At 56.1% G+C, this 12,940-nt stretch carries 10 protein-coding genes; 5 read left to right on the top strand and 5 right to left on the bottom strand.

The window, feature by feature from the left end; genetic code table 11:
- The first annotated feature begins 46 nt into the window (after positions 1-46).
- From SH248x_RS13530 to SH248x_RS13520, 3 genes are all read left to right on the top strand, one after another.
- Positions 47-1,003, top strand: coding sequence for an SPFH domain-containing protein (locus tag SH248x_RS13530; RefSeq protein WP_459554813.1), 957 nt, complete (start codon positions 47-49; stop codon positions 1,001-1,003).
- Positions 1,004-1,219: 216 nt separating this feature from the next.
- The gene (locus tag SH248x_RS13525) at positions 1,220-1,411 is read left to right on the top strand and encodes a type II toxin-antitoxin system antitoxin (protein ID WP_459554812.1); all 192 of its coding nucleotides are present in this window, start codon (positions 1,220-1,222) and stop codon (positions 1,409-1,411) included.
- A 351-nt stretch (positions 1,412-1,762) separates the two neighbouring features.
- Positions 1,763-5,212, top strand: a complete 3,450-nt coding sequence (locus SH248x_RS13520) for a pyruvate carboxylase (RefSeq protein WP_459554811.1) — start codon at positions 1,763-1,765, stop codon at positions 5,210-5,212.
- Positions 5,213-5,222: 10 nt separating this feature from the next.
- On the opposite strand, the gene SH248x_RS13515 is transcribed toward SH248x_RS13520, so the two are convergent.
- The 5 genes from SH248x_RS13515 to SH248x_RS13495 form a co-directional block, all read right to left on the bottom strand.
- Positions 5,223-6,839 (bottom strand): serine/threonine protein kinase, encoded by a 1,617-nt coding sequence (locus SH248x_RS13515; protein ID WP_459554810.1) that lies wholly within the window; start codon positions 6,837-6,839, stop codon positions 5,223-5,225.
- Positions 6,840-7,105: 266 nt separating this feature from the next.
- The gene (locus SH248x_RS13510; RefSeq protein ID WP_459554809.1) at positions 7,106-7,402 is read right to left on the bottom strand and encodes a hypothetical protein; all 297 of its coding nucleotides are present in this window, start codon (positions 7,400-7,402) and stop codon (positions 7,106-7,108) included.
- A 408-nt stretch (positions 7,403-7,810) separates the two neighbouring features.
- The gene (gene ndk, locus SH248x_RS13505; protein WP_459554808.1) at positions 7,811-8,278 is read right to left on the bottom strand and encodes a nucleoside-diphosphate kinase; all 468 of its coding nucleotides are present in this window, start codon (positions 8,276-8,278) and stop codon (positions 7,811-7,813) included.
- A 192-nt stretch (positions 8,279-8,470) separates the two neighbouring features.
- On the bottom strand, positions 8,471-9,613 hold the full coding sequence (gene carA, locus SH248x_RS13500) for a carbamoyl-phosphate synthase small subunit (RefSeq protein WP_459554807.1): 1,143 nt from the start codon (positions 9,611-9,613) through the stop codon (positions 8,471-8,473).
- 226 nt (positions 9,614-9,839) lie between these two features.
- The gene (locus SH248x_RS13495) at positions 9,840-10,181 is read right to left on the bottom strand and encodes an ArsR/SmtB family transcription factor (protein WP_459558615.1); all 342 of its coding nucleotides are present in this window, start codon (positions 10,179-10,181) and stop codon (positions 9,840-9,842) included.
- Between the two features lie 473 nt (positions 10,182-10,654).
- On the opposite strand from SH248x_RS13495, the gene SH248x_RS13490 reads away from it, so the two are divergent.
- Both SH248x_RS13490 and SH248x_RS13485 read left to right on the top strand, forming a co-directional pair.
- The gene (locus tag SH248x_RS13490; RefSeq protein WP_459554806.1) at positions 10,655-11,455 is read left to right on the top strand and encodes an SDR family NAD(P)-dependent oxidoreductase; all 801 of its coding nucleotides are present in this window, start codon (positions 10,655-10,657) and stop codon (positions 11,453-11,455) included.
- Positions 11,456-11,467: 12 nt separating this feature from the next.
- Positions 11,468-12,910, top strand: a complete 1,443-nt coding sequence (locus SH248x_RS13485) for a DUF6513 domain-containing protein (RefSeq protein WP_459554805.1) — start codon at positions 11,468-11,470, stop codon at positions 12,908-12,910.
- Positions 12,911-12,940: the final 30 nt, after the last annotated feature.

Here is a 12,940-nt window from a genome sequence, read left to right as displayed (position 1 = left end):
CTTTGATATGGCCTCGCAACAGGTTCAACTTCAGGAGAGACAAAAGATGGTCACCGAAAACATTATTCGCCCGACGTCGGGCTGGTTCCCCCTCACCGTCAACTTAGGATTGATTCTCGTCGCCGCCCCCGCGTGCTTCGTCCTGATGGGGATGTCGACACCGGACAACTTAGGTCCGTTTCTGCTGGGGCTCATCGGAGGGGCTGCGTCGCTGATCGTTGGTTTCATCATGGGCTTCGGATATTTGGCGATCCCGCCGAATCACGCTCGCGTTCTTTTGCTGTTCGGAAAGTATGTTGGAACGATTCGTGAATCCGGCTTCTTCTGGGTCAACCCGTTTTACTCCAAGCAGCCCATCTCGCTGCGAGTGCGGAACTTCGAAACAGGTTCGCGGTCCATTCCAGAATCAAAAGATGCCCAGGGACAAGTCGTCCAGGCAAAAGCACGTTCTTCCGGCAAGGCCTCCAAGGTCAACGACCGGGACGGTAACCCCATCGACATCACGGCCGTCGTCGTCTGGAAAGTCGTCAACACCGCGGAAGCCTTCTTCGAAGTCGATGACTATGAAGACTTCGTCGCCGTTCAAAGCGAAGCTGCTCTGCGAAACCTGGCGACTCGTCACCCGTACGACAGCGAAGACCACGAAGTCTCGCTGCGTGGCAACACTCAGGAAGTCTGTCAGCAACTCCAGCATGATATTCAGGAACGCCTCGAAAAAGCTGGCGTTCAAATCATCGAAGCCCGGATCAGCCATCTGGCCTACGCTCAGGAGATCGCCGCCGCGATGTTGCAACGTCAGCAAGCCTCTGCGGTCGTCGCAGCCCGGGCGAAGATCGTCGAAGGAGCCGTCGGCATGGTTCAGATGGCTCTCGACCATCTCTCCCGCGACAAGATTGTCGAGCTGGACGATGAACGACGTGCCCACATGGTCTCCAACCTGCTGGTCGTCCTGTGCAGCGATCGACACACCCAGCCGGTCGTGAATGCGGGATCTATGTATTAAGTTTCTTGAACTCACCCATGGGAGGGCGAGGCTCCGTCCGAGCCGCTGTCCTGCGTTGCAAAGCCTCGGGAAGTGCACTGACCTCGTGTCGTGTGCAGGAGGCTGATCACGGTCATGGACGTCGATGTCCAACACACGGCTGACGTTTCGCAACGCAAAGAAGCGGCTCACACGGAGGTTCGCCCTCCCAATTGTTTCCAGGCCGATTGAAACATCATGCCACGAACATCCTTCCTTCTGCGAACCGATCCGAAAGTCCTCGAGGCCCTGCGCCAATGGGCCGAGGATGACTTTCGCAGCTTGAACGCCCAGATCGAATTCTTACTCCGACAAACGCTGGTGAAGTCAGGACGATTGAAAGACCTGAAACAACCACCCGACGAACCAGAGCAGGGGGAAACGGATTAAAGGCGAGTAGAATCAACACGTCAGCCACCAGCCGATCAAAGCCCGAAGACAGGTTCACCACAGAGGCACAGAGGTCACAGAGTACGGAAGTCAGGAACATCGTCAGTTTCCTTCTTCCTCTGTGTCCTCCGTGCCTCTGTGGTGAATTCTTTCTGAGCATTTTCCCAGCCACCCGAATCGTCGCAAATGCTGCTGGAAATCTCAGACGCTCTGTCTGCCAATGAACGGGGAAACCTCAGTAGCTCTTGATGTGTCGGGCAGTTATAGTGAGATTTCGCACGAGATTTCACGACAATCTTGCCACAAACATCCCTTGAGTACTGATGACCCTGATCACGGAAAAAGCCGCTCATGTCGATTCGCCCGATCAAGAAACTGCTCGTTGCCAACCGCTCCGAAATCGCGACTCGTGTCTTTCGCTCCGCAACCGAACTGCGGATCCGAACGGTCGCGATCTACAGCTACGAAGACCGCTACGCGTTGCACCGTTTCAAAGCTGATGAGGCCTACCAGATCGGCAAGCCGGGCGAGCCGATTCGAGCGTATCTGGATATCAACGCCATCGTCGCGCTCGCGGTTGAGAAAGGGGTCGATGCAATTCACCCCGGCTACGGTTTCCTCTCGGAGAACCCGGACTTCGCCCAGGCCTGTCGGGATGCAGGGATCATCTTCGTCGGGCCGAGTACGGAGGCGCTCCACAAGCTAGGCGACAAAACCGCCGCGAAGCACATCGCGGATGCGGCCGGCGTGCCGATTCTTGGAGGAACCAAAGACCCGCTGACCTCCGCCCAGGAAGGACTCGCGAAAGCGGATGAGCTCGGTTACCCGATCATTCTCAAAGCCGCCAAAGGTGGCGGCGGTCGCGGAATGCGAGTTGTCACACGCAAGGAAGACTTCAAAGAAGCCTTCGAGACCGCTCAGCGGGAAGCCCAGTCCGCGTTTGGATCCCCGGACACCTTCATCGAGAAGTTCATCGAGAAGGCCCGTCATATCGAGGTCCAACTTCTGGGTGATCAGCACGGCCGACTGGTTCACCTTTACGAACGGGACTGCTCGGTCCAGCGTCGTCACCAGAAGGTTGTCGAAATCGCGCCTGCTCCGAACCTGGATCCCGGGCTCCGTGAAGACATCTGCAACGCCGCTTTGAAGATCGGCCAGCAGGTCGGGTATTACGCAGCAGGGACGGTGGAGTTCCTGGTCGATGCACTGACCAACAAGTTCTACTTCATCGAAGTCAACCCGCGCATTCAGGTCGAGCATACCGTCACCGAAGAAACAACCGGCGTCGATCTGGTCACCTCGCAGATTCTCGTCGCGCAGGGTGTCGGGCTCGATGATCCGCGCATTGATCTCTCCGAACAATCGAAGGTCACCTCGCGCGGCTTTGCAGTGCAGTGTCGCGTCACGACGGAAGACCCTGCCAACAACTTCATGCCTGATTATGGACGGGTCACTCACTACCGGTCTGCCAGCGGGATGGGGATTCGACTCGATGCCGGCTCTGCGTTTTCCGGGGCAGTCATCAACCCGTATTACGACTCACTGCTCGTGAAAGTGACCGCGCGCGGACGAACATTCAACGATGCGGTCCGCAAGATGGAACGGACGCTGGCAGAGTTTCGGGTTCGCGGCGTGAAGACGAATATCCCGTTCCTGATGAAGCTGATCGCCCACCCGGTCTTTCTCGATGGGAACTGCACGACCAGATTCATCGAGCAGACGCCCGAGCTGTTCCACTTCAAGCCGCGTCAGAACCGCGCGCAAAAACTGCTGACCTATATCGGCGAGACAATCGTCAACGGGAATCCCGAAGTCAAAAACGCCGCGGTCGCGACCCGTCGAGAACCGGCTGCGGTCCCTGTCTTCGATAAGAACGCCAAGATCCCGGATGGCTATCGACAGATCTATCTGCGCGAAGGAGCCAAGGTTCTCGCGGATCATGTCCTCAAAGAAAAGAAGCTGCTCGTCACCGATACGACCTTTCGCGATGCGCATCAATCATTGCTCGCGACTCGTCTGCGAACAGTCGACATGCTCAACATCGCAGACGTCTATGCGCGGCATTGTTCGGAAATGTTCTCGCTCGAAATGTGGGGCGGAGCGACCTTTGATACGAGCATGCGGTTCATGAAAGAATGCCCCTGGCAGCGACTGTCTGACATGCGCGAACGAGTGCCTAATATTCTGTTTCAGATGCTTCTAAGAGCCTCGAACGCCGTTGGCTACACGAACTACCCGGACAACATCGTCATCGAGTTCGTCAAGGAATCGGTGCAGGCGGGGATGGATGTCTTCCGCGTGTTCGATGCCCTCAACTGGGTGACCAACATGCAGGTTGCCATGGACGCGGTCCTCGAAGCCGGCGGGATCTGCGAAGCAGCGATCTGTTACACAGGCGATATCCTCAATCCGAAGCGGACGAAATACAACCTCGCGTACTACGTTGATCTGGCCAGGGATCTCGAAAAACGCGGGGCCCATTTCCTCGCGATCAAAGACATGGCGGGCTTGTGCAAACCCGCCGCAGCTCGTCTGCTGGTGAAGACACTCAAAGAAGAGGTCGGCATCCCGATTCACTTCCATACGCATGACACCGCGGGGATTCAGGCGGCTTCGATTCTCAACGCGGCTGAGGTCGGACTCGATATCGCGGACGTGGCGATTGCGTCCATGTCGGGAGGGACGTCGCAGCCGAATCTGAATACCGTCACCGAAGCCCTCAACTTTACGGACCGTGCGCCAGGACTGGATAACGCCAAGCTCGATGAAATCTCGACCTACTGGCTGGGCGTGCGCGAATTCTACAAAGCCTTTGAAAGCGAAGTCCTCCCCGCGACGAGTGACCTGTATATCCACGAGATGCCCGGCGGGCAGTACACGAACCTGTACCAGCAGGCCCGTTCGCTGGGACTGGCAGATCGATGGGCAGAGATTTGTAAGACCTATGCAGAGGTCAATCTGCTGTTCGGCGATATCGTCAAAGTGACGCCGACGTCCAAGGCGGTCGGGGATATGGCGCTCTTCATGGTGTCGGGAAATCTGACGATCGATCAGGTCCTCGACCCAGATCGCGAGTTGGCGTTCCCTGCCTCGGTGGTCGATCTTCTCGGCGGAATGATGGGCCAGCCGCCGGGCGGGTTTCCCGAGAAGGTCAAACGGAAGGTCCTGCGTGGTGAGTCCGGCCTGACTCAGCGTCCAGGAGAATCATTGCCGCCGGCTGATTTTGAGAAAGCCGAAGCCCATCTGCTGGACCTGCAGGAGCGAAAGCCGACCAAGCGGGATGTCTTGAGTTATCTGCTGTATCCACGCGTCTTTGAAGACTTCGCGAAGTTCCAGAAGAAGTACTCGGACGTCAGCGGTCTTCCTTCGCCCATCTTCTTCTATGGCTTGCAGCCGGGGGAGGAGTTCTCGGTTGATATCGAAGAAGGAAAGACTCTGATCACGAAGTACCTGACGATGAGCGAGCCGTATGCAGATGGACGCCGGACGCTGTACTTCGAACTCAACGGCCAGCCACGCGATGTGACCGTGCTCGATCAGGCCCAGGGCGTCACCCAGAAAGAAGCCCCGAAAGCAGACAGCGAGAACCCCAAGCACGTCGGAGCCGGGATGCCGGGGATGGTGGTCGCGGTCGCGGTGAAGGTCGGTCAGACGGTTGCGAAGGGGGAGAAGCTGCTCAGCCTGGAAGCGATGAAAATGGAGTCGACTGTGTATGCCCAGGCAGACGGCGTGATCGAAGAGATTCTGGTCAAGCCGGGAACGCAGATTCAATCAGGGGATCTGCTGATCCGGTTTGCGTAGCGGTCTGGGGCTATCGAAAGGCGTCGCGTTCGGTTGCCTTGGGGATGTAATTCTGGGCTTTGTTCTCGTCCGCTTTCTTGGTTTCTCGGAAGACGAGAACAGAGGTGACTCCAACGACCATGATGATCAGGACTGCTCCGATCGTCGCAGCGAGGGGCTTGCTGATTTTCCAGCCAAAGACTTCTTCCTCGAGGACCATCTCGTCCTTCTTCGGCTTGCGTTTCCCGGAGCCAGTTTTGACGGCCCCTTTGCTTGCTGGTGGGCGTCGGCTGAGACCCGAGGCATTGGTGCGGGAAGGAAGGCCACCAGCGGGACGTCGAGTTGTCGTCGTGCGATTATTGATACCGCGGTTGGTATCACGCGGCGTGAAATCAAAGTCATCGTCCGTGAGGGCTGGTTCTGCTTCTTTAAGTAGTCTCAACGAGGCGAGATCCTGACCAATTTCCAGCAGTGAGCCACAGTGAGCACAGCGGGCTCGATAGCCTTGCATGCCAGAGCGAAGAGGGAGTTTCTTCTGACAGGAAGGGCAGGGGACTTTTCCCAGGACGCCTTTGGAGACAATGCCCGTGAAGATGGCTGAGTCGAGGCCGAGCGCGGAGGCGGATGATGGAATGTCATCATTGATTGTCGCCGTTGCTTTGGCCGCTGCGGGGCGAGGGCGGTTGGCGGGCAGGGCCGTATCGGAGTTCGTTGTGAGCGACCCGCCAGGAGATCGAAGGGCAGCAACGGCGGCGTTCGCGAATTCGGAGTTGCTGGAGTAGCGTTTCTCCGGCTGTTTGGAGAGAGCTTTGTGAATGACCAGCGAGAGAGCTTCGGGAACCTTGGGATTCACTGTGTGAAGCATCGCGGGCATTTTGTTGGTCTGGTTAACCATCGTCGCTGAGGCGGTCGGGCCTTCGAGCGGTGCTTTGCCGGTGAGGGCTTCGTAGACGGTGATCGCGAGGGAATATTGGTCAGCTCGACCGTCATAGTCACTGCCCATGACGATTTCAGGAGCAACATAATTCGGCGTTCCGACAACGAAGCCAGCCGCAGTCGATGCCGCAGAGCTTTTCAAGCCCGCCTTGTCGGCGGCATCGTCCATGATCTTGGTCAGGCCGAAGTCGCTGAGGTAAGCATTGCCATGCTCGTCGTACAGAATGTTGGCAGGTTTGACATCGCGGTGGATGATCCCCTGATTGTGCATGAAATCGAGCGACTTGGCGACTTCGCGCAGCCAGCCTTCCAGCGACTCGACAGGCATTGGCCTGGGTTGGCCAGTCGTATCCAGCATGCGGTCGCGAAGAGTTCCCCCCGAGAGATACTGCATGACGACATACGGGAGACCGTCCGCGGTGCCGACATCGATAATGCGGACGATGTGCGGGTGGGACAAGCGAATCAGGAGCTGCGATTCCTGGAGAAAGCGGCGACGGAAGTCTTCGTCTTCCATGCCGGCACGCATGGGGACTTTGATGACGACGGTCGTTTCGAGGCGATGGTCGAAGGCTTTGAACACAAACCCCATGCTGCCAGAGCCAAGCTTACTGGTCACTTTATAGCGACCATCGGCAAGGTCCAGGCCGACGAAGTCCATGATTTGTCGTTCCTTCGTTGTCATCGTCGGTACGCCAGTCAGGGTTGGCATCAGGGTCTTAGATCGACAATGTTTACGTGTGTGGAATTCGTCGCAGACCTCCACGATGTCTGCGGTCTCAGGGCGAAGTCGCATTTGTCCTGATTATGCTACGGGGATGGCAGCCGTGATTCCAACACTTAACCTGCCATGTTGATTCAAAATTCATGCTATCAGGCGTGTGTTAAGGTTTTGTGAAGATTGATTCTGTTCATCTGGAACCGTTTTTGATTCCATACTCGACAATCATGACTTCCATCATGATTAGCCGAGCGAACTTACGCCGGATCGTGCATCAACGTGACGGCATCGAAGTTCTTCACGATTTCTTCAAGTTTGCTGTGGTCAATCTGACTGTTGAGTTTGACGATCAGGACGCCTTGTTCGGTTCCGGCGACCGGGAGGGCTTTGCTGCATTCCAGGTCATGCCCGACCAGTTCTGCGCGGACCCAGGCGGCGTCTTCCAGGCGATGCAGGCGAATCTTGCACGTCTTCCCCATCGGGCGCAGCCAGATTTTTAACGGTTCGACTTTCGCGAGGACTTTTTGGATTTGTGAGCGGTTAGCAGTAATCATCGAGACTCCAACCTGAGGCGTGATTGGTGACAACGAACTTCGTATTGGCGGAGATGCCAATGCGTGGACAAAGTTCGGGTCATAGCCAAGCTACGTCGCCTGTCGGCTGGAATGATGGCGCAAAAAAACAGCCTCACACGAAATTAAAACTTTGACAATTCCCGACTGCGCATGAAAAGAGCCTGATGCTTGGACGCATCAGGCTCTTGAGCAGGTGATCGCAATTTTCGATGACTTCTCGTCGTCAGCCATCGGGTCGTAGGGTCCGCTGTGCGGACCGTCAATCGACCCCCAAACCTGGACAGTGCCTAAGAGCTGATAACGAGAAATCTGGATACTTCTGGCAACAACGCGAATTCACGGTCTGCACAGCGGACCCTGCAGGCGTTGTCTGAAGTTAGGGTTCGATTACTTCTCGTCGTCAGCCATCAGGTAGCCAGCCGTGACGAGTTCATACTTAACGAACTCTTCATCTTTGAAATAAAGCTTCAGTTCTTTGGCGGCTGCTTCTGGTCCATCGCTGCCGTGCATCAGGTTGACCTGGCGAGACTGACCGAAGTCGCCGCGGATCGTGCCGGGGGCAGCGTCACGGGCATTCGTCGAGCCCATCATCGTGCGGACGACCTTGATGGCTTCCAGTCCTTCGACAGCAACGGCGATCGTCGGGCCGCAGGTGATGAAGGCTTCCAGTTGCGGGTAGAATGGCTTAGAGACGTGTTCCGAATAGTGTTGTTTGGACATCTCGGGAGTGATCTGCAGCATCTTGAGGCCGACGACCTTGAGGCCTCGGTCTTCCAGACGGGTCAGCAGTTTGCCGCAGAGTTGTCGCATGACGGCGTCAGGTTTGAAGAGAATGAGAGTGCGTTCGAGACCCATGAGTTCCTCGGGGGTGTTTGGTTGGTTGTTGGGTGAAGATGTTTAGGTTGAAGAGTGGGGCTGTTGTCGTACTCAAACGTATCGTTTGGGTTGGATGCACAAGGGACAGGGAGTTGTTTTCCTGAGAGGACTACCGCGTCGTTCACTCTCGTCTATTCGACAAGAGTGAACTCCTTGCTCCCGCCCGCTCGCCTATGAGTTGGTTTTCATCAGGTCGACGAACTGGTCGAAGAGGTATCGGCTGTCGTGGGGACCAGCGGAGGATTCCGGGTGGTATTGGACGCCGAAGGCTTTGAGGCCAGCGTGTTCGATACCGGCGACGGTGTTGTCGTTGAGGTTAATATGAGTGACCTGAGCCCCGGAGGGGAGGGTGCTCTCATCAACGGCAAACCCGTGGTTCTGGCTGGTGATTTCGACGCGCCCGGTCTTCTTATTCAAGACAGGCTGGTTGGCACCGCGGTGGCCGAATTTGAGTTTGTAGGTCTTCGCGCCCAGTGCCAGTCCCAGGAGTTGTTGACCCAGGCAGATGCCAAAGACCGGCTTTTTGCCGAGGAGGTCTTTGATCGTGTCGATCGCGTAGACGAGTGGCTCGGGATCGCCGGGGCCGTTGGAGAGGAAGACGCCGTCGGGGTTCAGCTTAAGGATATCCTCTGCAGTCGCTGTCCCGGGGACGATCGTGACTTTGCAGCCTGCTTCGGCGAGGTGGCGAGGGATGTTGTACTTCATGCCGTAGTCGACAGCGACGACATGGAACTGCTTGCCGCCTGCATTCTTGCCGCCGACGGGGATGGTTGTCAGTGACGCCAGCTCGTTTAGTTTTTCAGTCCACGAACGAGTTTCGCCAGGAACGACTTCCTTGACGTAATCGTGGCCGACGAGTTTCGGGGCGGCTTTGGCGCGGGCGATCAGTTCTTCATCGCTGATTGACTCGGTCGTGAGAACGCCGGTCAGGGCGCCTTTGGTGCGCAGTTTCTTGACGAGGGCACGGGTGTCGATCCCCTGCATGGCGATGACGCCATTTTCTTTCAGGTAATCAGACAACTTGCTGGTCGAGCGGTAGTTGCTGGGGAAATCGCAGAGTTCGCGGCAGATGAATCCGCGCAGAGCGAGCTTGTTGCTTTCGACATCCTCGGCATTGATGCCGTAGTTTCCGATTTGGGGATAGGTCATCGTCACGATCTGTCCACAATAGGACGGATCGGTCAGGATTTCCTGATAGCCGGTCATGCTTGTGTTGAAGACGACCTCTCCGCTGATTTCTCCGGTGGCACCGAACGACGTTCCGCGGAAAATAGTCCCATCTTCAAGCCCCAGCCGGGCGATGAAATCGCTCAACGCATTGCTCCTGTAAAGTGGCCCGTGTCGCCACTGTGTCCTGTCGTGGTCTGATTGACCACCGTGTGCCCGCAATTCCGATCAAACGCGAAAATCTTACCACTCCGGATGCCAAAGAAAAACTCACTGGCCAAAGAAAAAGCGACCAAACCGTCATGAGACTGGTTTGGTCGCTTTTCGTGAGTCGGTCGTGTGAGGCTCTGCTTATGCAAGAGCCCGTAACGGATTAGCCACGGGTGATCTTCAGGCCGCTGAAGTTGACAGCACCGTTGGCATCTTTTGAAATGACGTTGAAGAGGTCTTCGAACAGGTACTGCAGACGGCTGGTCTTGATTGAGTAGAAGTTGTGCTTGCCGTCGCGACGAACTTCGATGACGCCAGAGACACGCAGCAGGGCCAGGTGGTGGCTGACGGCTGGTTGGCTTTGCTGGAGACGCTCGCAGAGGGCCGAAACGTGCAGTTCGCCTTCGCGGAATAAGTAAGCCAGGATGCGGAGACGGGTTTCGTCAGCCAGGAGCTTGAAGACCTGGACGAGGTCTTTTTCGAGATCAGTTGGCAGACCCGTCATAGGTTGTTGTGGAGCTGCGACTGGGGCAACAGAGTTGACGGCCAGGGTCGCTGGGTTTTCTACGATCGTAGACATTGGAACTTCCTGTTATGAAAAGAGGTTATCTGTGAAATGAGGGGCGAGGTTTGTTGTTCGATCTGTGTCGAACTGGTCTTACCTCGGTCCCTTCAATATATTTTCATTTGACAAAATGATCAAGATGTTATTTGCACAGATTTCGGAAAATATTTGGGGATATTTTCGTTCGTGTGACGTACTAACTCGAAGACTTCGTTTTGGTGTACCAACTGCTCCGACCAGTTGGCATTATTATCAGATCGGCTTATGAATACGTCAACGCCTGTTGTTTCTATTTCATCGACATTTCACAAAGATAAAGATTGTGTAAGTGCCATTGAATAAACATGTTAGGGGCTGCGACGTTTTGCCGCGTCGGAAAACCACACCTCTCGCGAATGCGAATCCCACACTAGATGTCGAAGATTGTAGATGCTTTTATGAACGAAAAACTGTCTAGCTTCTGCGATTTATCTAACCGCTCAGCTTTGGTGACTGGTGCGGCAAGTGGTATCGGGCGAGCGATTGCTCTTGAGTTAGCCGCAGCGGGTGCTGATCTGTTGATCCATACCCGAGCGTCTGCTGACTTGCTATCGCAAACAGCAGACCAAATCGCATCAATGGGGCGACATGTTACGACGGTTTTGGGGGACTTACGCGACGAAAGCGTCCGCGACGGCATCTACGCATCAGCACGTAAACACTTTCCCCGCCTTGACATCTGCGTCAACAATGCGGGAGTCGACTTGCTGACGGGCGACTTAAAAACTTCTTCGTATGAACAGAAACTGCAGCTTCTTCTTGAAATCGACGTCACGGCGACTGCCTTGATCTCACGCACCTTTGCAGCAAAATTCCGCGACATGGGTCACGGGGTGATCCTCAATATTGGTTGGGATCAGGCTGATCGGGGCATGGAGGGAGATTCGGGGGAACTCTTTGCGACCGCCAAGAACGCCATTATGGGGCTGACACGTTCATTATCGTGCACGTATGCTCCCGAAGTGCGCATCAACTGCATTGCCCCCGGCTGGATTCAGACGGCTTGGGGGGAAACCGCCAGTGACGTCTGGCAGAAACGGGTCAGGGATGAAACGCCCTTAAAGCGATGGGGGCTTCCTCGTGATATTGCCCATATGGCCCGTTTTCTGGTTTCTGAAGAAGCCTCCTTTATTACGGGGCAGGTCATCAACGTGAATGGTGGCGTGGTTCGCTAAGATAATCGTGAGATGACGAACTTCCCCCGACCCTCTGAACTGGCGAATCAACGCGTCCTGTTTATTACTGGACACTTGGCCTCTTCGTCGGTGCATGACATCTCATCATCGCTGGCCGAAAAGTATGGCTTTGTCGCGGACGTGCTCGAACTCGGGATTTCGGTGGCGGCTTTGATTCATGTCGACTGGCTGCTGCGGAAGCTGCCGGGCGAACTGCCGGGAGTCGATATGATCGTCCTGCCGGGCTGGGTGCAGGGGGAAATCACTGCCGTCTCGGAGCGATACCAGATTCCGGTCTATCGAGGGCCGAAGAACATTCTCGACCTGCCGGAGTATTTTCAGCGCGGGTCGAAAGCGGTGCCGGCGCTGACCGCGTATGACATTGAGATTCTGGCGGAGATCAATCACGCACCCCGGATGTCGGTGGAACAGATCATTGTCATGGCGGAGAGCTATGCAGCGGACGGGGCGAATTTCATTGACCTGGGATGTATTCCTGGAGAAACGTGGGGTGACATCGGTAAGGTCGTGCGCGAACTGCGCAGCCGTGAGTTGCGGGTTTCGGTGGATAGCTTTGACCGAACGGAAGTCACCGCTGCCGTCGAGGCGGGGGCGGAGCTGGTCCTGAGTTGTAACGGGACGAACATCGACTGGGCAGTCGATCTCGACGTCGAGTGGGTCGTCATTCCCGATGACATTCGGAATATCGACACCCTGGAGCCAACATTAACGCGGCTGCGCGATGCGGGGCGACGATTTCGACTCGATCCGATTGTGGAGCCGATCGGGTTTGGATTTGCGAACTCGCTGGGGCGTTATCTGGAGACGCGCCGTCGTTATCCGGATGTCGAAATCATGATGGGGATCGGGAATCTGACAGAACTGACAGAAGCAGACACGGGTGGGATGAATCTGCTGCTCGCCGGGTTTTGTCAGGAGATCGGAATTCGAAGTGTCTTGACGACACAGGTGATCAACTGGGCGCGGTCAGCCGTGCGTGAGTTCGATCTGGCGAGGCGTCAGACGTGGCATGCCATCCAGAACAAAACGCTGCCGAAGCATTTGTCGTCGGACTTGGTCATGTTGCGGGATCCGAGGTTGGGGGATTTGAGTCCCGAGCGACTGGCGGAGATGGCGGGGGAATTAAAAGACCCGAATTACCGCGTCTACAAGACGAGCGACTCATTGCATCTGATGAACCGCGACGGGCATTGGCAGGGAGTCGACCCCTATGAACTGTTCGCCCAGGCGATGACAGCGAGCCCCAAGCCCGTTGATGCCAGCCATGCGTTTTATCTGGGATACGAACTGTGTAAGGCGATGACAGCGCTGACGCTGGGAAAAGCGTATACACAGGACGAGGCGCTCCAATGGGGGTTCCTGACCGTGCCGGAGAAGTCGGTGCATGAAAAGAAGGTGGGAACGCAGAATTCGCGGAGAGCAGCATGGGAGTAGGGTGCTGGTGAGGCTTTGCGAACCGCACCA

The sequence above is a fragment of the Lacunimicrobium album genome, assembly GCF_052161635.1.
Taxonomy (GTDB): domain Bacteria; phylum Planctomycetota; class Planctomycetia; order Planctomycetales; family Planctomycetaceae; genus SXPC01.
Note: the sequence above shows the minus strand (reverse complement) of the source record. Positions and strands in the feature narration are given on the sequence as shown.